Source organism: Catellatospora sp. IY07-71 (assembly GCF_018326265.1).
In the GTDB taxonomy this organism is placed as follows: domain Bacteria; phylum Actinomycetota; class Actinomycetes; order Mycobacteriales; family Micromonosporaceae; genus Catellatospora.
Genome location: NZ_AP023360.1, coordinates 3,540,174 through 3,564,997 on the forward strand (window position 1 = coordinate 3,540,174; position 24,824 = coordinate 3,564,997).

Consider the following 24,824-nt stretch of genomic DNA (forward strand, 5'->3'; position numbering starts at 1 on the left):
CATGCCCGGCTCCCGCATCGAGGACATCCTGCCGCTGTCGCCGTTCGCGGAGGGACTGCTGTTCCACGCGCTGCTCGACGCCGACGGCCAGGACGTGTACACCGTCCAGACCAGCCTGGACCTGGACGGCGAGCTGGACCCGGCCCGGCTGCGCGCCGCTGCCGAGGCGCTGCTGCGCCGCCATCCCCACCTGCGCGCCGGGTTCCGCCAGCGCGCCAACGGCGACCCGGTGCAGGTCGTCGAACGCGACGTGACGCTGCCGTGGCGCGAGCTCGACCTGAGCGGCCTGCCCGACGCCGACCGCGAGGAGGAGCTGCGCCGGGCCGTCGAGCAGGACTGGGCGCAGCGGTTCGACGTCACCCGCCCGCCGCTGGTCCGGTTCCTGGTCGCCCGCCTCGGCCCGCGCCGCTGGCGGCTGGTCGCCGCCAACCACCACCTGCTGCTCGACGGCTGGTCCATGCCGCTGCTCATGCAGGAGCTGTTCGCGCTGTACCAGGGGACCGTCCCGCCGCCCGCGCCGCCGTACCGCGACTTCCTGGGCTGGCTCGGCCGCCGCGACCGGGACCAGGCGCGCGAGCAGTGGCGGCGGGTGCTGGACGGTGTCACCGAGCCGACCCGCGTCGCCGGGCCGGGCCGCGGCGTGGTGCGGGCCGAGCGGGTCACCGTGCCCGTCGACCCCGGGCTGGCGGCGGTCGCCCGCGTCCACGGGCTGACCGTCAACAGCGTCGTGCAGGGTGCCTGGGCGGCGCTGCTGGCCTCGCTCACCGGCCGTGACGACGTCGTTTTCGGCGCGACCGTGTCGGGCCGCCCCGCCGACCTGCCCGGCGTCGAGGCGATGGTCGGCCTGTTCATCAACACCGTGCCGGTGCGGGTACGGCTGGACCCGGCCCGCCCCCTGCTCGACACCATGCGCGAGGTCCAGGACGAGCAGGCCGCGCTCGCCGAGCACCAGTACCTCGGGCTCACCGACGTGCACCGGGCGGTGGGCATGCCGGAGCTGTTCGACACCATCGTGCTGCTCGACAACCACCCGTTCGACCTCACCGGAGCCGAGATCCCCGGCACCGGGCTGCGGATCAGCGGGGTGTCCCAGCGCGACGGGGCGCACTACCCGCTGCGGCTGGTGCTGATCCCGCAACCGGCCCCGGTGCTGCACCTGGACTACCGGCCCGACCTGTTCGACGCCAGCACGGCACAGTCGCTGGCCGACCGGCTCGCCCGCACCCTCGCCGCGATCGCGGCCGACCCGGCGGTCCGGCCCGCCGCGATCGACCCGGTGCCCGACGCCGAGCGGCAGCGGCTGGACGCCTGGAACGCCACCGGCCGGCCCGTGCCGGACACCACGCTGCCCGCGCTGCTGGCCGCCCAGGCGGCACGCACCCCGGACGCGATCGCCGTGTCCGGCGAGGACGAGACCCTGACCTACGCCGAGCTGGCCGCACGGGTCAACCGGCTGGCCCGGCTGCTGATCGAGCGGGGCGTCGGCCCGGAGACCTTCGTCGCGGTCGTCCTGCCCCGCTCGGTCGACCAGGTCGTCTCGCTGCTGGCCGTGGTCACCGCCGGTGGGGCGTACGTGCCGATCGACCCGGACTACCCGCGCGAGCGCATCGACCTGATCCTCGCCGACGTGGCGCCGGTGCTGGTCCTCGACCGGCGGGAGCTCGCGGCGGACTTCCCGGCCGACCCGCCCGCCGTCGAGGTGCTGCCGGACCACCCCGCCTACATGATCTTCACGTCGGGCTCGACCGGCCGCCCCAAGGGCACCGTCGTCAGCCATCGCTCGATCGTCAACCGCCTGCTCTGGATGCAGGACGAGTATGCGCTGACCGGCGACGACCGGGTCCTGCAGAAGACGCCTGCCACCTTCGACGTGTCGGTGTGGGAGTTCTTCTGGCCGCTGATCACCGGCGCCCGGCTCGTGGTGCTGCGCCCCGGCGGCCACCTGGACCCCGCCCACCTGGCCGAAACGATCCAGGCCCAGCAGATCACCACCGTCCACTTCGTGCCGTCGATGCTGCACGCCTTCCTCACCGAGCCCGCCGCGGCGGCCTGCACCGGCCTGCGCCGCGTCATCTGCAGCGGCGAAGCCCTCGACACCGACCTGCAGCACCGGTTCGCGGCGCTGCTCGACGTGCCGCTGCACAACCTGTACGGCCCGACCGAGGCGGCCGTCGACGTCACCTACTGGCCGTGCGACCCCGCCGATGCGGGCGACTCGGTGCCGATCGGCCACCCCGTCTGGAACACCCGGCTGCACGTGCTCGACCGGCACCTGCGCCCGGCCGCCGTCGGCGCGACCGGCGAGCTGTACCTGGCCGGCGTACAGCTGGCCCGCGGCTACCACGGCCGCAGCGCCCTCACGGCGCAGCGGTTCGTCGCCGACCCGTACGCCCCGGAGCCGGGCGGGCGCATGTACCGTACCGGCGACCTCGTGCGCCGCCGCCCCGACGGCGCCCTGGTCTTCGTCGGCCGGGTCGACGACCAGGTGAAGGTGCGCGGGTTCCGGATCGAGCTGGGCGAGGTCGAGGCCGCGCTCACCGCCGTCGCGGGCGTGACCCGCGCGGTCGCCGTGGCCCGCGACAACCGCCTGGTCGGCTACGTCACCGGCGACGCCGAGCCGGCCGCCGTGCGGGCCGCGCTGGGCGCCACCCTGCCCGAGCACATGGTCCCGTCGGTGATCATGGTGCTGCCCGAGCTGCCGCTCAACGCCAGCGGCAAGGTGGACCGCCGGGCGCTGCCCGCACCCGAGGTGCAGGCCGAGCCCGGCCGGGCACCCCGCACCCCGCAGGAGGAGACGCTCTGTCGGCTGTTCGCCGAGGTGCTCGGCGTGCCGCAGCTCGGCGTCGACGACGACTTCTTCGACCTGGGCGGCCACTCCCTGCTGGCCACCAGGCTGGTCAGCCGGATCCGCACCGAGCTGAAGGTCGACGCGTCGCTGCGCGCGCTGTTCGACGCCCGCACCGTCGCCAGGTTCGCCGCGACGCTGGCGGGCTCGGGGCAGGCCCGGCCGCCCGTACGGCCCTTCCCCCGCCAGGCGCACATGCCGTTGTCGTTCGCCCAGCGGCGGTTGTGGTTTCTGGGTCAGTTGGACGGGCAGTCGGCGGCGTACAACATTCCGTTCGCGTTGCGGTTGACCGGTGTTCTGGATCGGGGTGCGCTGGCTGCGGCTCTGGGTGATGTGGTCGCGCGTCATGAGAGTCTGCGGACGGTGTTTCCGGATGTGGACGGGGTGCCGTTTCAGCGGATTCTTCCGGCTGCGGATGCGGTGGTGGAGTTGCCGGTGCTGGGCTGGTCGCCGGTGGAGGTGGGCCAGCTTGCGGGTCATGTTTTCGATGTGACGTCGCAGTTGCCGGTGCGGGCGTGGTTGTTCGAGGTGGGCCCGGCCGAGCATGTGCTGCTGGTGGTGGTGCATCACATTGCTGGTGACGGCTGGTCGACGGTGCCGTTGGCGCGGGATCTGAGTGTGGCGTATGCGGCCCGGTGTGCTGGTGGGGCGCCGGGTTGGGATCCGTTGCCGGTGCAGTACGCCGATTACACGTTGTGGCAGTTGGAGTTGCTGGGTGACGAGGCTGATCCGGGGTCGGTGGTGTCTCGGCAGCTGGCGTTCTGGCGGCGGGCGTTGGAGGGGGTGCCGCAGCGGCTGGAGTTGCCGGTCGATCGGGAGCGTCCGGTGGTGGCGTCGTTCGCGGGCGCTTCGGTCGACTTCACGATCGACACGGCGACGGTCGACGGGCTCAAGGGGCTGGCGCGTCAGTCGCGGGTGAGTCTGTTCATGGTGGTGCAGGCGGCGCTGGCGGTGTTGCTGCACCGGCTCGGTGCTGGGACGGATGTCCCGATCGGGACGGCGGTGGCGGGCCGGACTGATGACGCGCTGGATGATCTGGTGGGGTTCTTCGTGAACACGCTGGTGTTGCGCACGGATGTGTCGGGGGATCCGTCGTTTCAGGTGTTGCTGGAGCGGGTGCGGGAGACGGATCTGGCGGCGTTCGCGCATCAGGATGTGCCGTTCGAGCGGCTGGTGGAGGTGTTGAATCCGGCGCGGTCGTTGTCGTGGCATCCGCTGTTCCAGGTGATGTTGACGTTGCAGAACAACGCGGATGCGCGGGTGGAGCTGCCGGGTCTGGACTGTGTGGTGGAGCAGGTGGGGGTGCCTGCGGCGAAGTTCGACCTGTCGTTCGACCTGACCGAGACGGCCGAGGGTATGGCCGGGGTGCTGGAGTACGCCACCGACCTGTTCGACGAGTCGTCCGTGCTCGCACTGGTCGAAAGGTTCCAGCGCGTGCTGGCCGCTGTCGTCGCTGACCCACGGGTGCGGGTGTCGCAGGTCGAGATCCTGTCGGCGGACGAACGCCGCACGTTCCTACATGACGTCAACGACACCGCACAACCGATGGACCGGCAGACCCTGGTCGACGTCGTCGAGGCGCAGGCCGCACGCACCCCCGACGCCGTCGCCGTCACCAGCGGCGACCGGCAGCTGTCCTACGCCGAGCTGAACACCCGGGCCAACCGCCTGGCCCACCTGCTGATCGAGCAGGGCGTGGCACCTGAGTCGTTCGTCGCGCTGCGGCTGACCCGCGATGCCGACGCGATCGTCGCGCTGCTAGCGGTCCTCAAAGCTGGCGGCGCTTACGTACCCGTCGACCCGTCCTACCCCGAGGACCGCATCGGCTTCATGCTCGCCGACGCGGAGCCGGTGCTCGTGCTGGACACGGTCGACAGCGCCGACGGCTACCCGGACACCAACCCGCGGGTGCCGCTGCAGCCCGAGCACCCCGCGTACATGATCTACACCTCCGGCTCCACCGGCCGCCCCAAGGGTGTGATCGTCAGCCACGCTACAGCGGCCGACCTGACCGTGTGGGCCGCCGAGACGTTCGACGCCGACCAGCTGTCGCGCGTGCTGCTGGCCACCTCGCTCAACTTCGACGTGTCGGTGTTCGAGATCTTCGGCACACTCGCCGCGGGCGGCAGCATCGACGTGGTCCGCGACCTGCTCGCACTGGCCGACAACCCCGACGAGCCGTGGACCGGCAGCCTCATCAGCGCCGTGCCCTCCGCTCTGGACCAGGTGCTCGGCGACAGCGGCGTCAAGGCGCACGCGGGCACCGTCGTGCTGGCGGGGGAGGCGGTCCCGTCCTCGCTGCTGCACCGCATCGCCACCATGCTGCCCGGCGCGCGGCTGGCCAACATCTACGGGCCCACCGAGGCGACGGTCTACGCCACCGCCTGGTACGCCGGCGGCCCGGCCGACGAGGCGCCGATGGGCCGTCCGATCCGCAACCGCCGCGCCTACGTGCTCGACCAGCACCTGCGCCCGGTGCCGCCCGGCGTGCCCGGCGAGCTCTACCTCGGCGGCACCGGCCTGGCCCGCGGCTACCACGCCCGGCCGGGCCTGACCGCCGCCCGCTTCGTCGCCGACCCGTACGCCCCCGAGCCGGGCGCGCGCATGTACCGCACCGGCGACGTCGTCCGCTGGCGGCCCGACGGCGAGCTCGACTTCGTCGGCCGCGTCGACCACCAGGTGAAGGTGCGCGGGTTCCGGATCGAGCTGGGCGAGGTCGAAGCCGCGCTCACCGCCCTGCCCGCGGTCACCCACGCCGCCGTGATCGTCCGCGAGGACCGTCCCGGCGACCGGCGCCTGGTCGGTTACATCGTCGGCGACGTCGAGCCGGCCGCGGTGCGGGCCGCCCTGGGCACCACGCTGCCCGAGTACATGGTTCCCTCCGTCGTCGTGCCGCTGCCGCGGCTGCCCCTGCTGCCCAACGGCAAGCTCGACCGCGCCGCGCTGCCCGCCCCGGACACCGCCAACGCCGGGGCCGGGCGGGCCGCCCGCAACCCCACCGAGCAGACGCTGTGCGACCTCGCCGCCGAGGTGCTCGGCGTCGACCAGGTCAGCATCGACGACAACTTCTTCGACCTGGGCGGCCACTCGCTGCTGGCCACCCGCTTCACCAACCGGGTCCGCAGCACGCTCGGCGCGGAGCTGTCCGTGCGGGCCCTGTTCGAGACACCGACCGTGGCCGGTATCGCCGCGAAGCTGACCAACAACGAACGGCCGCGCCCCGCGCTGCGGCCCATGCGAAACCGGAGGGACAACCCGTGATTCCGTTGTCGTTCGCCCAGCGGCGGTTGTGGTTTCTGGGTCAGTTGGACGGGCAGTCGGCGGCGTACAACATTCCGTTCGCGTTGCGGTTGACCGGTGTTCTGGATCGGGGTGCGCTGGCTGCGGCTCTGGGTGATGTGGTCGCGCGTCATGAGAGTCTGCGGACGGTGTTTCCGGATGTGGACGGGGTGCCGTTTCAGCGGATTCTTCCGGCTGCGGATGCGGTGGTGGAGTTGCCGGTGCTGGGCTGGTCGCCGGTGGAGGTGGGCCAGCTTGCGGGTCATGTTTTCGATGTGACGTCGCAGTTGCCGGTGCGGGCGTGGTTGTTCGAGGTGGGCCCGGCCGAGCATGTGCTGCTGGTGGTGGTGCATCACATTGCTGGTGACGGCTGGTCGACGGTGCCGTTGGCGCGGGATCTGAGTGTGGCGTATGCGGCCCGGTGTGCTGGTGGGGCGCCGGGTTGGGATCCGTTGCCGGTGCAGTACGCCGATTACACGTTGTGGCAGTTGGAGTTGCTGGGTGACGAGGCTGATCCGGGGTCGGTGGTGTCTCGGCAGCTGGCGTTCTGGCGGCGGGCGTTGGAGGGGGTGCCGCAGCGGCTGGAGTTGCCGGTCGATCGGGAGCGTCCGGTGGTGGCGTCGTTCGCGGGCGCTTCGGTCGACTTCACGATCGACACGGCGACGGTCGACGGGCTCAAGGGGCTGGCGCGTCAGTCGCGGGTGAGTCTGTTCATGGTGGTGCAGGCGGCGCTGGCGGTGTTGCTGCACCGGCTCGGTGCTGGGACGGATGTCCCGATCGGGACGGCGGTGGCGGGCCGGACTGATGACGCGCTGGATGATCTGGTGGGGTTCTTCGTGAACACGCTGGTGTTGCGCACGGATGTGTCGGGGGATCCGTCGTTTCAGGTGTTGCTGGAGCGGGTGCGGGAGACGGATCTGGCGGCGTTCGCGCATCAGGATGTGCCGTTCGAGCGGCTGGTGGAGGTGTTGAATCCGGCGCGGTCGTTGTCGTGGCATCCGCTGTTCCAGGTGATGTTGACGTTGCAGAACAACGCGGATGCGCGGGTGGAGCTGCCGGGCCTGGACTGTGTGGTGGAGCAGGTCGGGGTGCCTGCGGCGAAGTTCGACCTGTCGTTCGACCTGACCGAGACGGCCGAGGGTATGGCCGGGGTGCTGGAGTACGCCACCGACCTATTCGACGAGTCGTCCGTGCTCGCACTGGTCGAAAGGTTCCAGCGCGTGCTGGCCGCTGTCGTCGCCGACCCACGGGTGCGGGTGTCGCAGGTCGAGATCCTGTCGCAGGCCGAGCGCGACCGGCTCCTGCACCACGTCAACGACACCGCCCAGCCCTACGAGCCGGGCACGATCGTCGCGGCCGTGCAGGAGCAGGCCGCCCGCACCCCGCACGCCGTCGCGGCCGTCTGCGGCGCGGAGTTCCTCTCCTACGCCGAGCTCAACGCCCGCGCCAACCGGCTCGCCCGGGTCCTGGCCGACCGGGGCGTGGGACCGGAGTCCTTCGTCGCGGTGATGATGCCCCGCAACGTCGACCTGATGGTCGCCCTGCTGGCCGTGCTCAAGGCCGGCGGCGCCTACGTGCCCGTCGACCCGTCCTACCCCAAGGACCGCATCGACTTCATGCTCACCGACGCCGCACCCGTGCTGGTGCTGGAGAGCGCTGACCTGCCCGGCGTCGACGACGCCGACGACACCGACCTCGACGTGGCGCTGCTGCCCGACCACCCGGCCTACATGATCTACACCTCCGGCTCCACCGGCCGCCCCAAGGGCGTGATCATCAGCCACGGCTCGGCCCGCCACTACCTGGCCTACTCCACCGACACCTACCCCGGCACGCACGGCGTCGCCGTGCTGCACTCGCCGATCTCCTTCGACCTCACCGTCACCGGCCTGTTCGCCCCGCTCACCGTCGGCGGCACGGTGCTGCTGGCGCCGCTGGAGGAGGACCCGGCCGTCGAGGAACTGCTGGACCGCACCCCGTGCACGTTCCTCAAGGCCACGCCGAGCCACCTCGCGCTGCTGGACGCGCTGCCGCTGGCGTTCTCCCCGTCGGCCGACCTCGTCGTCGGCGGCGAGCAGCTGACCGGCACCATGCTGAGCACCTGGCGGCGGCGCCATCCGGGGGCGGCGGTGGTCAACGAGTACGGCCCGACCGAGGTCACCGTCGGGTCCGTGGTCTACCGCGTCGCGCCGGGGGAGGAGATCGGGCCGGGCGCGGTGCCGATCGGCCGTCCCATCTGGAACACCCGCGTGTACGCGCTCGACGCCATGCTGCGGCCGGTGCCACCCGGCGTGCCCGGCGAGCTGTACCTCGGCGGGGTGCAGCTGGCGCGCGGCTACCACGCCCGGCCGGGCCTGACCGCCGCCCGCTTCGTCGCCGACCCGTACGCCCCCGAGCCGGGCGCGCGCATGTACCGCACCGGCGACGTCGTCCGCTGGCGCGCCGACGGCGAGCTGGAGTACCTCGGCCGGGTCGACGACCAGGTGAAGATCCGCGGCTTCCGGATCGAGCTGGGCGAGGTCGAAACCACGCTGGAGTCGGTGCCCGGCGTCTCCCGCGCCGTGGTCGTCGCCCGCGACAACCGGCTGGTCGGCTACGTCGTCGGCGATGCCGACCCGGCCGACGTGCGCGCCGCGCTCGGCGATCTGCTGCCCGACTACATGATCCCGGCGGTGGTCGTGGCGCTGGCCGAGCTGCCGCTCAACTCCAGCGGCAAGGTCGACCGGGCCGCGCTGCCCGCGCCGTCCGCCGCCCCGGCCGCCGCCGGCCGCGGCCCGCGCGACGAGAAGGAGCACCTGCTCAGCGCGCTGTTCGCCGAGGTCCTCGGGCTGAGCGAGGTCGGCGTGGACGACAGCTTCTTCGACCTCGGCGGCGACAGCATCGTCTCCATCCAGCTGGTCAGCCGGGCCCGCGCGGCGGGCCTGGTGTTCACCGCCCGCGACGTCTTCCGCCACCGCACCGTCGCCGGGCTCGCCGCGGTCACCGCCGAGATCGAGCGGCCGCTGAGCGAGCCGCCCGGCGCGGGCGTCGGCGAGGTCACGCCCACCCCGATCGTCGCCGGGTGGCTCGCGGCCGGCGGCCCGCCGGACGCCGTCTACCAGTCCGTGGTCGTGCGGGTGCCCGCGGGCATGCGCCTGGACGACCTGACCGGAGCGGTCCAGGTGGTGCTGGACACCCACCACGCGCTGCGGTCCCGGGTGGACCCCGGCACCGGCCGGTGGGAGATCACCGAGCCGGGCTCGGTCGCCGCCGCGTCCTGCCTGCAGCGGGCCGACGCGAACACGACGACCGTCGCCGAGGCCACCCTCGCCGCCCGGCAGCGCCTGTCGGTCGCCACCGGCCAGGTGTTCCAGGCGGTATGGCTGGACGCCGGGCAGTCCGACTCCGGCCTGCTGGTCATCGTCGCCCATCACGTCGCCGTCGACGGCGTGTCCTGGCGCATCCTCATCCCGGACCTGGCCGCCGCCTGGCGCGCCCTCGCCACCGACGAGCCGGTGCTGCTCACCCCCGTGCCGACCTCGCTGCGCACCTGGGCCGCCAAGCTGGCCGAGGCGGCCGCCGAGCGCACCGCCGAACTCGCGTACTGGCGCGAGGTCGTCACCGACGCGCCACCGGCCTGGGGCGAGCTCGACCCGGGACGGGACGTGGGCGGCACCGCCGGGGACGTCACCGTCCGGCTGGCCGGCGACGGGGTGGAGACCCTGCTCACCCGGCTGCCCACGCTGTTCCACGGCGGCGTCAACGACATCCTGCTCACCGGGCTCGCCCTGGCCGTCTCGCAGTGGCTGTCGCAGCGGCCCTGGGCGCCGCCGAGCACGTCGGTGTTCCTCGAACTGGAGGGGCACGGCCGCGAGGACGTCCTGGCCGGGGTCGACGTGTCCCGCACGGTCGGCTGGTTCACCAGCCAGTTCCCGGTGCGGCTCGACCCCGGGCCGGTCGACTGGGACGACGTCTGCGCCGGTGGCGCATCGGTCGGCCGGGCGGTCAAGGCGGTCAAGGAGCAGCTGCGGCAGGTCCCCGACAACGGCATCGGCTACGGCATGCTGCGCCACCTGAACCCGGCGGCCGAGGCGGAGCTGGCCGCGGCGCCGCGCCCGTCCCTGGCGTTCAACTACCTCGGCCGGCTGGACACCGGCACCGCCGCCGGAGGCTGGCGGCTGGAGGCCGATCAGGACGCCCTCGGCGGCGCCGCCGACGACCCGGCGCGGCCGCTGAGCCACCTGGTCAACGTCGACGTGTACGCCCGCACCAGCGGCGACACCCCGGTCCTGGTCGCCGAGTGGACCTGGGCGTCGCGCCTGCTCGGCGAGGACGAGGCGCAGGAGCTGGCCGCGCTGTGGCTGCAGGCGCTGCAGGGCCTCATCGCGCACGCCGGACGCCCCGACGCGGGCGGCCTCACCCCGTCCGACCTGCCGCTGGTCCGCGTCGGCCAGGCCGAGATCGAGCAGCTCGAACGGGACTTCACCGGCCTCGCCGCGGTCTGGCCGCTGTCCCCGATGCAGGAAGGGCTGCTCTTCCACGCGCTGTTCGACGACAGCGGGCCCGACGTCTACACCGTGCAGATCTCCATCGACCTCGACGGCGACCTCGACCCGGCCCGGCTGCGCGCGGCCGCCGTCGCGCTGCTGCGCCGCCACCCGAACCTGCGCGCCGCCTTCCGGCAGCGGCCCGACGGCGAGCCCGTGCAGGTGGTCCAGCGCGAGGTGGCCCTGCCGTGGCGCGAGGTCGACCTGTCCGGCCTGCCCGTCGACGACCGCGACGCCGAGCTGGTCAGGGTCGTCACCGGCGACCGGGCGGTCCGGTTCGACGTCGCCCGGCCGCCGCTGGTGCGCTTCCTGGTGGTGCGCCTGGCCCCCCGCAGCTGGCGGCTGGTCGTGTCCAACCACCACCTGCTGCTCGACGGCTGGTCGATGCCGCTGCTGATGCGCGAGCTGTTCGTGCTCTACCGCTCCGGCGGGGACGAGTCGGTGCTGCCGCCCGCCCCGCCCTACTCCGACTACCTGGCCTGGCTGGCCGGGCGCGACCGGGCGGCGGCCCGGTCGGCGTGGCAGGCCGCGCTGGCCGGCGTCGACGAGCCGACGCACGTCGTCGGGCCCGGCGCCGGCACGGAACCCGTGCCGGTGCAGCGCCTCGACGTCAACCTGCCCGACGGCATCGGCGACGAGCTCGCCACGGTGGCGCGTGCCCACGGGCTGACCGTCAACACCGTCGTGCAGGGCGCCTGGGCGGCGCTGCTGTCCACCCTCACCGGCCGCGACGACGTCATCTTCGGCGCCGCGGTGTCCGGCCGCCCGCCGGAGCTGCCCGGCGTCGAGTCGATGGTCGGCCTGCTGATCAACACGGTGCCGGTGCGGGTCGTGTTCGACCCGGACCGGCCCCTGCTGGAGACCCTGCAGCGGGTGCAGGACGAGCAGTCGTCGCTCACCGAGCACCACCACCTCGGGCTGACCGACATCCACCGCCTCGTCGACGTGCCCGACCTGTTCGACACGATCATGGCGTTCGAGAGCTACCCGCTCGACAAGGAGATGGCCAACCTGCCCGAGGGCCTGCGGCTCGTCGACATCCACGTCGCCGACGGCGCGCACTTCCCGCTGTCGCTGCTGGTCACGCCCGGCGAGGACCTCGACCTGCGGGTCGACTACCGGCCCGACATCTTCGACGCCGACGCCGTACGCGAGCTCGTCCGCCGGCTGCTGCGCGTGCTCACCGCGCTCGTCGCCGACCCGTCGGTGCGCGTGGCGGGCATCGACGTGCTCGGCGACGGCGAACGCGAGCGGGTGCTGCACTGCTTCAACGACACCGCGCAGCCCGAGACCGGCCTGACCCTGCACGAGACCATCGCGCGGCAGGCCGCCCGCACCCCCGACGCGATCGCGATCGCCGCGGGCGACGTCAGCCTGACCTACGCCGAGCTCGACACCCGCGCCAACCGGCTGGCCCACCTGCTCGCCGAGCGCGGCGCCGGGCCGGAGAGGTTCGTCGCGCTGGTGCTGCCCCGCTCCGCCGACATGATCGTGGCGCTGCTCGCGGTGCTCAAGACCGGCGGCGCGTACGTCCCCCTCGACCCGTCCTATCCGCCCGACCGGTTCGCCTACATGCTCGGCGACGCCGCGCCCGTGCTCACCGTCAGCACCGCCGACATCGCCGCCCGCCTGGACGGCGACGGCTGGCTGCTGCTCGACGGCGACCCGGCCGCGGCGTACCCGGCGCACCCGCCGACCGCCGACGTGTCACCCGCCCACGCCGCGTACATGATCTACACCTCCGGGTCGACCGGGCGGCCGAAGGGCAGCGTGATCACCCACCGGGGCATCGTCAACTACGCCGCCGTCGAGGCCGAGCGCTGCGACGCCCACCCGGGCGACCGGATCGCCCAGCTCGCCTCGGTCAGCTTCGACGCCTCGCTGCTGGAGATGGTGATGGCGCTGCCCGTCGGCGCGACCCTGGTCGTCGCACCGCCCGGCCCGCTGGCCGACGCCCCGCTGGCGGAGTTCCTCGCCGAGCAGCGCATCACCCACGCGTTCATCTCCCCGGCCGCGATCGCCAGCATGCCGGACACCCCGCTGCCGCAGCTGCGCGTCCTGCTGTCCGGCGGCGAGTCGGTCACCGGCGAGCTGGTCGCCCGGTGGGGCGGCGGCCGGCGGCTGATCCAGCTGTACGGGCCCACCGAGACCACCGTGGTCATCACCTTCAGCGACGCCCTCGAACCGGGCGAGGAGACCAGCCCGCCGATCGGCGCACCCGTCCGCAACACCCGCATGTACGTCCTGGACCGCTGGCTGCGCCCAGTCCCCGTGGGCGTGCCGGGGGAGCTGTACGTGGCCGGTGCGCAGCTGGCCCGCGGCTACCACCGCCGTCCCACGCTGACCGCCGAGCGGTTCGTCGCCGACCCGTTCTCCGCCGAGCCCGGCGGGCGGCTCTACCGCACCGGCGACCTCGTGCACTGGCGCCCAGACGGCGAGCTGCAGTTCGTCGGCCGCGCCGACCAGCAGGTCAAGCTGCGCGGCTTCCGGATCGAGCTGGGCGAGGTCGAGGCGGCGCTGGCCGCGGCCGCCGGCGTCCCGCACGCCACGGCCGTGGTCCGCGAGGACCGGCCCGGCGACCGGCGCCTGGTCGGGTACGTGGCCGGCGACGCCGACCCCGCCGCCGTGCGGCAGGCGGTCGCCGCGGTGCTGCCCGAGTACATGGTCCCCTCCGCCGTCGTCGTGCTCGACGCGCTGCCGCTCGGGCCGACCGGCAAGGTCAACCGCAAGGCGCTGCCCGCGCCCGAGGCCGCCGCGAGCACCGGCCGCGCGCCGCGCACCCCGCAGGAGGAGCTGCTCTGCACGCTGTTCGCCGAGGTCCTCGGCGTCGACAAGGTGGGCGTCGACGACGACTTCTTCGCGCTCGGCGGCCACTCGCTGCTGGCCACGCGGCTGATCCGGCGGGTGCGGTCGACGTTCGGCAACAAGGTCGACATCAGGGTGGTGTTCGAGGCGCCGACCGTCGCCGGGTTCCTCAGCCGGATGAGCCAGGACCTCGCCGGGTCCGCGTTCGACGTGCTGCTGTCCCTGCGCGCCGAGGGCACCCGCCCGCCGCTGTTCTGCGTGCACCCGGCCGTCGGGATCAGCTGGGTCTACCAGGGCCTGACCCGCCACCTGGCCCCCGGCCAGCCGGTCTACGGCCTGCAGGCGCGCGGGATCACCGAACCGGCCGCGACGCCGCAGAGCATGAGCGCGATGGTCGCCGACTACGTCGAGACCATCACCCGGGTGCAGCCGTCCGGGCCGTACCACCTCATGGGCTGGTCCTTCGGCGGCGTCGCCGCCCACGCCATCGCCATCGAGCTGCAGCGGCGCGGCGAGGACGTGGCGCTGCTGGCCATGATGGACGCCTACCCGGGCGACCGGCTGCCCGACACCGACGACGAGGAGATCGAGCGCGACACCCTGCAAGCCCTGGTCGAAGGCCTGGGGTACGAGCCCGCCGAGGCGTCGCCGTCGGGTGCCTTCGGCCGCGCCGAGGTGCTCGACTACCTCGCCCGGGACGTAGAGAGCCGCCCCTACCAGGACCGGCGGACCCTGGAGGCGGTGCTGGAGGCGGCGATGAACAACAGCCGGATCATCCGCCGGCACCGGCCCGGCAGGTTCCGCGGCGACGTGGTGTTCTTCACCGCCGCGCACGACCAGCCGGCCGACGGCCCGATCGTCCAGGCGTGGCGGCCGCACGTCGACGGGGCCGTCACCGACTACCCGGTCGCCTGCCGGCATCTGGACATGACCCAGCCCGAGCCGCTGCGGGTGGTGGGCGAGGTGCTCGCCGCCCGCCTGCAGCGCGGCGAGGAGCCGCGGTGAGCCTCGCGATCGACTGCACCGGGCTGACCAAACGCTACCGGGGCGTGCCCGCGCTCGACGGCCTCGACCTGCAGGTCCCCGAGGGGACCGTGCTGGGCCTGCTGGGGCCGAACGGCGCGGGCAAGACCACCGCCGTCCGGATCCTCAGCACCCTGCTGCCGCCGGACGGCGGCCGGGCCCGCGTCGCCGGCCTGGACGTCGTCACCCAGGCCACGGCGGTGCGCCGCGTCATCGGGCTGTCCGGGCAGTACGCGGCGGTCGACGAGGACCTCACCGGGTTCGAGAACCTCGACATGATCGCCCGCCTGTACGGCCTCGGCCGCCGCGCCGGCCGCGAGCGCGCCCGCGAGCTGCTCGCCCGCTTCGCCCTGGAGCACGCCGCCGACCGGGTGGTGAAAGGCTGGTCCGGCGGTATGCGCCGCCGGCTCGACCTCGCCGGTGCGCTGGTCGCCGACCCGAAGGTGCTGTTCCTCGACGAGCCCACCACCGGGCTGGACCCGCGCAGCCGCCTCGGCATGTGGGAGGTCCTGGAGGAGCTGGTCGCGGGCGGCGGCACGCTGCTGCTGACCACGCAGTACCTGGCGGAGGCCGACCGGCTCGCCGACACCATCGTCGTCATCGACCACGGCACGGTCATCGCCCGCGGCACGGCCGACGACCTCAAACGCCAGGTCGGCGGCGAGCGCGTCGAGCTGACCGTCGCCCGGCCCGAGGAGATCGGCGTCGTGTCCGGCCTGCTCGGCGGGATGGCCACGGGGGAGCTGGTCGTCGACGCGCGGGCGCGCACGGTCACCGTCCCGGTCGCCCACGGCACCGACTCGCTGCGCGACGCCCTGCGCCGCCTGCAGGGCGGGCCGCTGACGGTGACCGACATCGGGCTGCGCCGCCCGACCCTCGACGACGTGTTCCTCGCCCTCACCGGGCACACCGCGCGGGAGGACAAGTGAGCCTGCCCCAGCCGCTGAGCGACGGCCTGGTCATCGCCAGACGCAACCTGATCAAGATCCGGCGTGTGCCGGACCTGCTGGTGTCCGCCACGGTGGCGCCGGTGATGTTCGTGCTGCTGTTCGGGTACGTGCTCGGCAGCGGCGTCGAGGTGCCCGGCGTCGACTACCGCGAGTACCTGATGGCGGGCATCTTCACCCAGACCATGGTGTTCGGCTCGGCGATCACCGGCACCGGCCTGGCCCAGGACCTGCAGCGCGGCATCGTGGACCGGTTCCGTTCCCTGCCGATGTCCCCGTCCGCGGTGCTGCTCGGCCGCACCGCCAGCGACCTGGTCACCAGCGTGATCGTCGTCGTCGTCATGACGGTCACCGGCCTGCTGGCAGGCTGGCGCATCCGCTCCTCGCCGCTGGACGCGCTGGCCGGGTACGCGCTGCTGCTGCTGTTCGCCTACGCGCTGTCGTGGCTGATGGCGGTCATCGGCCTGTCGGTGCGCGACCCGGAGGTGTTCAGCAACGCCAGCTTCGTGGCGGTGTTCCCGCTGACGTTCGTGGCCAACACGTTCGTCGCCCCGGGCAACCTGCCCGAGGTCCTGCGGGTCGCCGCCGAATGGAACCCGGTGTCGGCGGTGGTGCAGGCCTGCCGTGTCCACTTCGGCAACGTCAGCGCGGCCATGCCCCCGCCGGAGGCGTGGCCGCTGCGCCATCCGGTGGCGGCCACCCTGGCCTGGGTCGCGGTGATCCTCGCGGTCTGCGTGCCGCTGGCCCGCTGGCGCTACCGCAAGGCCGTCGGCCGCTGACCGCCGCGTGCGGGCGATGGCATTGGACAATACGGTCGTACCTTCGGCCGTTCTGCCGCGCCCCGCCCGCTCGTACCATCGGGTCGTGTCCGGACTGTCCTTCTGGCGCGAGCCGCGCCCGGCGCCGGTCCCACGCCCCGGCCGCCGGGACCTGCTGCTCATCGGCGCCCTGCTCGCGCTCACCGCCGCCGAGGGCCTGCTGCGCCCGCAGCTGCCCGCCGCGTCGCTGCTGGTCACCGCGGCACTGACCGCGACCCTGTGGTGGCGGCGCGAGCACCCGCTGCCCATGGTGCTCGTCTCCTTCGGCACCGGCGCGCTGCTCCCGCTGCTCACCCGGGACACCGTGCCCGAGACGTACACCCTGGCCTACCTGCTCCTGCTGCCGTACTCGCTGTTCCGGTGGGGTGCCGGCCGGGACATCCTGCTCGGCGCCGCCGCCATGCTCACCGGCCTCGCCCTGACCGCCCTCACCGGCGACGCCCCCACCCCCGACACGATCGGCGGCCTGGCGGTCGTGTCGGCACTGGCCGCCGCCGGGCTGGCCCGCCGCTACCGGATCCGCGCCCGCACCCGCGAACTCGACCAGGTGCGCCTGGTCGAACGGGCACAGCTCGCCCGGGACCTGCACGACACCGTCGCCCACCACGTGTCCGCGATCGCCATCCGCGCCCAGGCGGGCCTGGCCGCCGCACCGGCCCGGCCCGAGGCCGCCACCGACGCGCTGCGGCTGATCGAGGCCGAGGCCTCGCGCGCGCTGGCCGAGATGCGCGCCATGGTCCGCGTGCTGCGCGACGGACCGGCCGCCTACGACCCCGGGCCCGTCGCCGCCGACGTGCACCGGCTGGCCCGTCCCGCCGGGACCGGCCTGCCCGTCGACGTGCACGTCGACGGGGACCTCGACGCGGTGCGGGCGCCGCTGGGCGGCGCGGTCTACCGCATGGCACAGGAGTCGGTGACCAACGCGCTGCGCCACGCCCGGCAGGCGACCCGCGTCGAGGTGCGGGTCAGCGTCGACGACCGGACGGTACGGCTGCGCGTCGGCGACGACGGCTCACCCGCCCGGGACACCGGCGCGGGCTACGGCCTGGCCGGGATGAGCGAGCGGGCGCAGCTGCTGGGCGGGGCGTTCCGGGCCGGGCCGGATCCCGCCGGCGGCTGGAGCGTGGCCGTGGAACTGCCGCTGGCCGGACCGGCCCGATGAGCATCCGCGTGCTGGTCGCCGACGACCAGGAACTCATCCGCACGGGGCTGGCGATGATCCTCGACGCGCAGCCCGACATCGACGTCGTGGCCACCGCCGCCGACGGCCTGGAGGCGGTCCGGCTCGCCGAGCGGCTGCGCCCCGACGTCTGCCTGCTCGACGTGCGGATGCCGGTGCTCGACGGGATCGCGGCCACCCGCCGCCTGGCCGGACCCGAGGCCGCCCACCCGCTCGCGGTCGTCGTCATCACGACCTTCGACCTGGACGAGTACGTGTACGGGGCGCTGCGCGCCGGAGCGCGCGGGTTCCTGCTCAAGGACGCCGGGCCCGCGCTGCTCGGGCAGGCCGTCCGCGCGGCCGCGCAGGGCGACGCGCTGATCGCGCCCAGCGTGACCACCCGGCTGTTGAGCGTGTTCGCGGCGGGCGAGCCGGGCACCGTGCCCCGGCAGCCGTTCGAGCCGCTGACCGACCGCGAGGAGCAGGTGCTGCGGGCAGTGGCGGCCGGGCACACCAACACCGAGATCGCCGCCGGGCTGTTCATCAGCCTCAGCACGGTCAAGACCCACGTGGCCAGCGTCATGGCCAAGCTCGGCGTGCGCAACCGCGTCGAGATGGCGATCTGGGCGTACGAGACCGGCCGCAAGCCGTAGTACTAAAGGCCGAGCGGGCCGCGCGAACGCGGGCCGCAAGACCGATGGATGCGGCCCGCCGCGGCCGCACCATCGATCCCGTGACCAGACGTGCCCGCCTCGTTCCGTACTCGCTCGTCGCCCTGAGCCTGATCCCGGTGATCGCCGGGGCCTTCCGGGTGACCCAGCTCGCCGCCGGTGCCCCGATCGACGACGGCAACGCCAGGTTCTTCGACTCGCCCGTGCCCGTGGTGCTGCACATCGTCGGCGCCACCGTCTACTGCCTGCTCGGCGCGTTCCAATTCGACGCCGGGCTGCGGCGGCGCAGGCCCGCCTGGCACCGGATCGCCGGGCGGCTGCTGATCCCGTGCGGCCTCACCGCCGCGCTGTCCGGGATGTGGATGGCCGTCGCGTACGACGTGCCGGCCCCGGACGGCATCGGGGTCATGGTGCTGCGCCTGGTGGTGGGCAGCGCGATGGCGCTGTCGATCGTGCTCGGGTTCGCGGCCGTACGGCGGCGCGACTTCACCGCCCACCGGGCGTGGATGATGCGCGGCTACGCGCTCGGTATCGCCGCGGGCACCCAGGCGTTCACCCACCTGCCGTGGGCGGTGACGGGCAACGCGCCGGACGAGCTCGGCCGGTTCACCGCCATGGCCGCGGGCTGGCTGATCAACCTGGCGGTGGCCGAGTGGTTCATCTGGCGAGCCCGGCGCCCGGTGCGGCCCGCCGTGGCGGCTGGGCTGACGTCCTGACCGTCCAGGGCCGCCGGCCGGCGGCCGGGCACCTGGCCCGGTCGCCTCGGCGGGACGGCTTTGACGCCCGCCGAGGCGACGTATACGGTGTAGACATGAATGTCTACGGTGTAGACAAGACCGCGCCGCCGACCCGGGACCGAATCGTGGCCATCGCGCGCGAGATGCTGACGGCCGACGGCGCCGAGGCCGTCTCGATGCGCCGCATCGCCCAGGCGGCAGGCCTCACCCCGATGGCGATCTACCGCCACTTCGACAACCGCGAAGCCCTGCTGCGCCACGTCGCCGACACCTGCTTCGCCGAGATCGCCGAGCGGTGGTCGGCGAACGTCCACCGGGGCACCCCCGTCGAGCGGCTGCGCGGCGGAGTCGACGACTACCTGGATTTCGCGCTGCGTGAGCCGAAGCTGTACGTGTTCCTGTTCGGCGAGCGGCGCGAGGACGCGCGCATGTTCCCCGAGGACTTCCGGGCCAAGCGGTCCCCGACGCTGAACCTGATGGCCGAGCAGCTCGCCGCGGGCATGGACGACGGTGTCTTCCGCCGCGACGACGTCTGGGAGGTCGCGATCACCGTGGCCGCGCTCCTGCACGGCTTCGTCCAGCTCTACCTCGGCGGCCGGATCGGCATGGACGAGAACGGGTTCCGGCAGCTGTGCCATTCCGCCCTGGAGAGGATGTTCGATGGCATCAGCGCGTGAGCGGGCGGCCGCCGGTCTGGCCGCCGCCGCCTCCGGCACCGCCCTCTACTTCGGCACGGGCCTGCACCCGCTGCCCTGGCTGACCTGGATCGCACTCCTCCCGGTGCTCGCCGTCGCGGTCCGGCTGGGGTGGCTCGCCGCGGCCGCGGTGGCGTTCGCGGCGTGGCTGGCCGGCGAGCTCAACCAGTGGACGTACCTCACCGGCGACATCGGTATGCCGACGGCGGCGGCCGCGGCGATCCTCCTCGCGGCGGCCGGGCTGTTCGCCGCCACGGTTCTCGTGTTCCGGGCGCTGGTCCGGCGCGGGCGGCCCGCCGCCGCGGTCCTCGCCCCGCCCGCGCTGTGGGTCGGTCTCGAGCACGCCTTCGCGGCGGCGTCCCCCGACGGCGCGTTCTGGAGCCTGGCGTACACGCAGTCGGATGTGCTGCCGCTGATCCAGGTCGCCTCCCTGACGTCGTACCTCGGCGTCACCTTCCTGCTGCTGGCCGTGCCGGCAGCGGTCGTGGTGGCGCAGCGCGGATGGGGCGGCCCGGCGCGGTGGCGGCCCGTGGTGGCCGTCGCGGTCGGCTCGGCCGCCGTCGCCGGATACGGGCTGATCCAGCTGGCGCGGCCCGTGGACGGGCCGGTCGAGCGCATCGCGGTGATCTCCCAGCCCGGCCGCGGCGATCACCTCGACGTCGCCACTCCCGCCGGGACCGCGCTGCTCGACGGCTACCTGGCGCAGATCCGCACCGCGGCCGGCGCCGGTGCGACGACCGTCGTGCTGCCCGAGGCTGTGCTGGTCGCCGACGCCGGGAAGCTGGACGGAGTGATCGAGGCGCTGGCCGCGGCGGCGCGTGCGGGCGGGACGACGATCGTGTTCGGTGTCGCCGTGCGCCACGGGCACAACACCGCCCAGATCGTCACCCCGGACTCGGTCGACGCGTACCACAAGCAGCATCTGCTCTTCACCGAGCCGTACCGGCCCGGGACGGGGCCGGCCTTCGTGCCCGGCCGGCCGTGGGGCGTGGCGATCTGCAAGGATCTCGACTTCCCGGAGCTGGCCCGCGCCTACCGCGCCGGGGGCGCGCAGCTGCTGCTGGTCCCGGCTTGGGACGTCGGCCGGGACGCGTGGCTGCACAGCAGGATGGCGGTGATGCGCGGCGTCGAGAACGGCATGCCGATCGTCCGCAGCGGCCGGACCGGAGCGCTCACCGTCAGCGACGCGGTGGGCCGAGTGCTCGCGGAGGCCCGCACCGGCGAATCGGGCTTCACGACGGTCACCTACGACCTGCCGGTGGCGGCGCGGTCCACCGTCTACACCGGCGCCGGTTCGTGGTTCGCCTGGCTCTGCATCCTGGTCGGGCTCGGCTGCCTGGCCCGGCTGCACCAGCGCGCACAGCCTCGGGAAGACGGCCCGGCCGCCGTCCAGGCCGACCACGCCCGATCAGCCGCGCAGCTGCTGGCGCACGTCGATGTCTGAGGAGGTCCGCCCACAGATCCCGGGCTGCCGCACATCCGGCCGGCCACCGGGGCAGGGCGCCGCAACGCGATCATGCGTGGGTGTATGCCGACGCGGTCACGGCTGTGGGCGCAACGCCTCGGCCTGGATGTCGCGGCGCACCCGTCCACGCCCCGGCCGTAGCCGAACAGCACCACTCCGGGTCGGCTGGCGGGGTGCCCGCATAGTTGGTGTGCGCGAACGCGGCGACGGTCGCTCAGGCCCGGACAGCCGAGACCGTGTCAAGGGCAACCCGTCTAAGTTCGTGATCGAGCTGGGACGATGTCAGGGACTCAAAGGCCACGAAGGGAGCCAGCCGGAGCAGGCGCATCAGGAAGTCCTGAAGAAGTCGTCGTTCATTGCCGCCCCTGGTGTCGACGCCGGCCCAGACCCGTACGATCGCCTTGACCAGGAAGGGACTTGCTCCCAGTGCGCGACGACGTGCGAAGATCTGGTCAAACGCAGCGCCTCCGACTGCGTCGAAGGAGGCGTAGGGCTGTCCGGCGACCGGATCGTGAAGCAGATGCGCGCGCCACCACAGTCGGGCGAATACGTGCCGGGTGACGTCACTGCCGAGGACGTGGTCGGAGTCGAATTTCTCCTCGGGTCGCCGGAATCTCCAGTACGCGACATCCGGTGCCAGCACAAGCGCCATGAAGGCCCAGATGTCGCCGGCCGCCGCCTCTGACGGGACCATGTCCATCAGGCCGTGCAGGGCGGGGCCTACCCGGCTGTCGAACGCCAGGCGTTGCTGCACCGACGGAGGGTGCGGAAACCCGTTCTCCCGGGCCGCGTTGACGAGTTCGGTACGCAGATCGCCGAGGACACGCTTCGACACGCGGTCGCCGCCGGTCGCCGTGAAGACCGTGGCGACATGTTCCAGGCCGTGGTGACTGCTCAGCTCAGGCACGGACACCTGCTCAAGCTCCGCGTGGATCATGCGGGCGTTGGCGGGCAGCAAGCGCGGATACAACAGACCCATCACGACTCCTGAAAGACGCCGACGGCGGCCTGAACCTGCGTGGACAAACGGTGTGGCGAGTGCTCCCGCAGCTGCCGCAGGTCTGCGACGGTGCGGCCGGGGAACAGGCTGTGGATCAGATTCTGGAAGGTCTCACCGAGGCTGTCCTCGTCGAACTTCGACTCGTCGGTGAAGTCGGGATGGTGTAGCGCCGCCTCGACCATCAGCCGTGCCACGTCCGCGTACACGGCATCCAGGATCACCTTGTCGACGGCCTTCGGCGCCGCCGCGCGCTGGAATGCCTGCACCGTCGCCTTGCTGCGTTCGTTGATGTAAAGCAGCAGCGTTCCCATGGTGGCGCTCTCCAGCTGGCTGCCGAGTTCCAGATGCCAGCTGGCGTTGTCGGGAAACGTCGTCCGCGTGAAGTCCACGATGGCGATGGGGAACTGGGGCGCGTCGCCCTGCAGCCGTACCTTGTGCTCGTCGGACCACAGCACGGATCCGCTGAGCCGGGGGGCGAGCGGGTCCTCCACGGTGCCGGGGTCGGCGACGGTCAGCAGGGTCCGCAGCGTGACGGTGCCACCGAGTAGCTCTCCGGGCAGCTGTACCTCAAGGTCTGCCTTCTGGCGCCCCTCGCGGTGCAGGGCCACGGCTCCCGCAGACTGGCGCAGGTTTGATCCGGAAGCGGTCCAGATCACCGTCATCTGGAGCGTGGCGTCGGATGGCAGGCGGACCTCGCTGCGAAGCATGTCCGTGTCGACGGTGATCTGTCGGCCCAAGGACAGGTTGGTGCGGTAATCCCAGTGCGGCAGCGACGCCGGCAGGTCCGTCGGCCCTTCGTCGAGGACGAGCTGCCAGGTATCCGCGGTAACGGTCTCGGTCGAAGGTCGGCGGTACGGCCAGATCTGACGCCTCATCGGGCACCTCCGGCGGCGACATGGAGCTCGATCTCGGTGATGGTGTGGGCGGCGGGGCGCACCACGACCTGCCAGATGCGGTCGTCCCCGCCTTCCAACTCGGCAACGGTGCTGTTGATGAAGCGGCCGTCGTTGCTGCGCCAGCCGAGCACGATCGGGATGTCGGCGGCGGCGGGTGCCTGGGTCTCGCGGGTGGCGCTGCCGGCGATGACCACGTTCAAATCGGCCCGCACGCACTGCGATCCGGAGACCGGAAGGGTGAAGGCCTGAATGATCACCGGAACGCCGTCAAGGTGATCGAGCAGGGCGTCGCCGACGTAGGCGAGCGTCGGGCGTCGTGGGACCGATCGGGTCGACCGAGAGGCCGTGCCCGGAGGCTCCCAGCGGTGGTCGGTGTCGGATCCGTCCAGAGTTCCGCCGGTTCCGACCTGCACCGCCTCGCGTTCGCCGACCTCGAAGCCGGCCGCCGCATCATCCGGCGACCCGGGCAGGGCGGCCGGCTGTGCCGCGACGGGTCGTCCGCCGCCGTAATCGGTGGCGCCGCCCGCGCCCCATACTCCTGCGATCAGGCCGGAGAACATGCTGCTGGCGGCCCCGAGTGGCACAGCCGCCGAGCTGCTGCGGACAACGGTGCCAGCCTGGTTGAACTCGTCGAGCGTCTCCCGGATGCGCTGGAAGGTCATGCGGATGAAGGTGCGCTCCTCACCCTCCAGCTGGTCGGCGATCCAGTTGTCGTGCGTGGGAGGTTCGGCCTTCGCATACACCTCGTCCAGCGCCTCGTGCGCACGAAACACCCCGGCGTATCCGACCTTGTCAGACAGCGGCTTAGGGCCTGGGAGATACCGCACCACCAGTTCAGCGGGGCGCATCAGGCAGACATGGTGTACACCCTGGTCCAGCCCGGCCGTCGCCGCCGCGGGAGTGGCCGGCAGCGGCATCATGAGTCGCTTCGCCATCCCGATGCTGCCCAGTTCACGGCGGGGTCGATAACAGTGCAGCCTGGTGGCGTCCAGCTGGACGGCCGCATCGTACGCCTCCACGAACATGTCAAGTGGCGCGGTGGAGCGGGGATCCGGCACGGGAATCTCGACGCCGTCGTGGCTGACGCCGAAGCGCATCGGAGCCGGCTGGTTCGGGGTGTCGAGCATCTTCGGCCACAACTGCCACGTCATTGACTGCGCCAGATAGTTCGCGGCCTCGGCCGGTGTCTGCTCGTCGTAGAACGGGTCGACGATGACGATGCTGGTGCCGGTCTCGTCCGGTCGGAACTGCGCCAGGCCGAGTTGCTTGGCGGCGTTGACCGCGTCCTCGTCTATGAGCGGCTCCACCACACCGTCGGCCCCGCGCCGCCCCCACCAGTGGCGCCCGGTGTGCCGCACCGGTCCCGTGGGGTGCTGGGCGGTGTAACTGTGCCAGAGCGAGCATCCGATAAGCCTGGTCTGGTATCCGGTCTCGGTCTGGCAGCGCGTATGCACGAGGATGGTGCCGGATCGGGAGAGCAGGTAGAAGATGCCCTTGCCGAAGCCGTAGGTGCCGCCGCCGAGGGCCTTGTCCCGAGGCTCGCCGGCGTTGCGGATGAAGGAGACGAAGTCCCGCACGCTGCTCGTGGCGTCGTCGGCGCGGGTCGGCCCGCCCAGCCCCGTGGTGCCTCGATCCGACACCGTCAGCGTGTGGATGACCGGACTGGTGATCGCCTTCCGGAGCGGCAGCTGGTCCTGTTGGGGCGCGTGCCGCAGCAGCAGGTCCCGCCAGTTGCCGGCATGCGCCGGGCTGACCGCGGACAGGTCGATGCGGAAGTCGACGGGGCCCGAACCTGCCCTGGCGTCCCAGCTGTTCTGCGCGGCCTCGCGAACCAACACCGTGAGGTGGTCGAGCTCGGGACGGCCGAGCTGGTTCCGGATGCCCTCGGCTGCGGTGGCGCCTTCCGGCGGGTATGGCTGTGAGAGCCATCCGATGTCGGTCAACGTGGTCTCCTCGCG

General features: G+C 72.9%; 12 protein-coding genes. 9 read left to right on the forward strand and 3 right to left on the reverse strand.

Annotation, left to right across the window (positions count from 1 at the left end):
- The first annotated feature begins 1 nt into the window (after position 1).
- From CS0771_RS16145 to CS0771_RS16185, 9 genes are all read left to right on the forward strand, one after another.
- Complete coding sequence (locus tag CS0771_RS16145; protein ID WP_212841751.1) at positions 2 to 6,106, forward strand: non-ribosomal peptide synthetase; 6,105 nt, start codon at positions 2 to 4, stop codon at positions 6,104 to 6,106.
- The gene (locus tag CS0771_RS16150; RefSeq protein WP_212841752.1) at positions 6,103 to 14,460 is read left to right on the forward strand and encodes a non-ribosomal peptide synthetase; all 8,358 of its coding nucleotides are present in this window, start codon (positions 6,103 to 6,105) and stop codon (positions 14,458 to 14,460) included. The genes CS0771_RS16145 and CS0771_RS16150 overlap by 4 nt, the downstream gene beginning before the upstream one ends.
- Complete coding sequence (locus CS0771_RS16155; protein ID WP_212841753.1) at positions 14,457 to 15,407, forward strand: ATP-binding cassette domain-containing protein; 951 nt, start codon at positions 14,457 to 14,459, stop codon at positions 15,405 to 15,407. Before CS0771_RS16150 ends, CS0771_RS16155 begins: the two co-directional genes overlap by 4 nt.
- The gene (locus tag CS0771_RS16160) at positions 15,404 to 16,204 is read left to right on the forward strand and encodes an ABC transporter permease (protein WP_212841754.1); all 801 of its coding nucleotides are present in this window, start codon (positions 15,404 to 15,406) and stop codon (positions 16,202 to 16,204) included. The genes CS0771_RS16155 and CS0771_RS16160 overlap by 4 nt, the downstream gene beginning before the upstream one ends.
- Positions 16,205 to 16,289: 85 nt before the next feature.
- A complete protein-coding gene (locus CS0771_RS16165; protein ID WP_244870826.1) occupies positions 16,290 to 17,405 on the forward strand; it encodes a sensor histidine kinase in 1,116 nt (371 codons plus the stop codon).
- Complete coding sequence (locus CS0771_RS16170) at positions 17,402 to 18,055, forward strand: response regulator transcription factor (RefSeq protein WP_212841756.1); 654 nt, start codon at positions 17,402 to 17,404, stop codon at positions 18,053 to 18,055. The genes CS0771_RS16165 and CS0771_RS16170 overlap by 4 nt, the downstream gene beginning before the upstream one ends.
- Before the next feature lie 80 nt (positions 18,056 to 18,135).
- Entirely contained in the window at positions 18,136 to 18,789 is a 654-nt protein-coding gene (locus CS0771_RS16175; protein WP_244870827.1) for a DUF2306 domain-containing protein, read from the forward strand.
- A 95-nt stretch (positions 18,790 to 18,884) separates the two neighbouring features.
- Positions 18,885 to 19,487: a TetR/AcrR family transcriptional regulator gene (locus CS0771_RS16180; RefSeq protein WP_212841757.1), complete on the forward strand. Its 603-nt coding sequence runs from the start codon at positions 18,885 to 18,887 to the stop codon at positions 19,485 to 19,487.
- Entirely contained in the window at positions 19,471 to 20,949 is a 1,479-nt protein-coding gene (locus tag CS0771_RS16185) for a nitrilase-related carbon-nitrogen hydrolase (protein ID WP_212841758.1), read from the forward strand. The genes CS0771_RS16180 and CS0771_RS16185 overlap by 17 nt, the downstream gene beginning before the upstream one ends.
- Before the next feature lie 235 nt (positions 20,950 to 21,184).
- On the opposite strand, the gene CS0771_RS16190 is transcribed toward CS0771_RS16185, so the two are convergent.
- From CS0771_RS16190 to CS0771_RS16200, 3 genes are read right to left on the reverse strand one after another with little or no spacing between them, the layout of a single operon-like run.
- The gene (locus CS0771_RS16190) at positions 21,185 to 21,949 is read right to left on the reverse strand and encodes a DUF6339 family protein (protein ID WP_212841759.1); all 765 of its coding nucleotides are present in this window, start codon (positions 21,947 to 21,949) and stop codon (positions 21,185 to 21,187) included.
- Entirely contained in the window at positions 21,949 to 22,845 is an 897-nt protein-coding gene (locus tag CS0771_RS16195; RefSeq protein ID WP_212841760.1) for a hypothetical protein, read from the reverse strand. The genes CS0771_RS16190 and CS0771_RS16195 overlap by 1 nt, the downstream gene beginning before the upstream one ends.
- A complete protein-coding gene (locus tag CS0771_RS16200; protein ID WP_212841761.1) occupies positions 22,842 to 24,809 on the reverse strand; it encodes a hypothetical protein in 1,968 nt (655 codons plus the stop codon). Before CS0771_RS16200 ends, CS0771_RS16195 begins: the two co-directional genes overlap by 4 nt.
- Positions 24,810 to 24,824 lie beyond the last annotated feature (15 nt).

What these genes read in the sequence shown, in the direction of transcription:
- CS0771_RS16170 (WP_212841756.1), top strand. Translation starts at nt 17,402, where the DNA reads ATGAGCATCCGCGTGCTGGTCGCCGACGACCAGGAACTCATCCGCACG.
- CS0771_RS16185 (WP_212841758.1), top strand. Translation starts at nt 19,471, where the DNA reads ATGGCATCAGCGCGTGAGCGGGCGGCCGCCGGTCTGGCCGCCGCCGCC.
- CS0771_RS16190 (WP_212841759.1), bottom strand. Translation starts at nt 21,949, where the DNA reads ATGGGTCTGTTGTATCCGCGCTTGCTGCCCGCCAACGCCCGCATGATC.
- CS0771_RS16195 (WP_212841760.1), bottom strand. Translation starts at nt 22,845, where the DNA reads ATGAGGCGTCAGATCTGGCCGTACCGCCGACCTTCGACCGAGACCGTT.
- CS0771_RS16180 (WP_212841757.1), top strand. Translation starts at nt 18,885, where the DNA reads ATGAATGTCTACGGTGTAGACAAGACCGCGCCGCCGACCCGGGACCGA.
- CS0771_RS16145 (WP_212841751.1), top strand. Translation starts at nt 2, where the DNA reads ATGCCCGGCTCCCGCATCGAGGACATCCTGCCGCTGTCGCCGTTCGCG.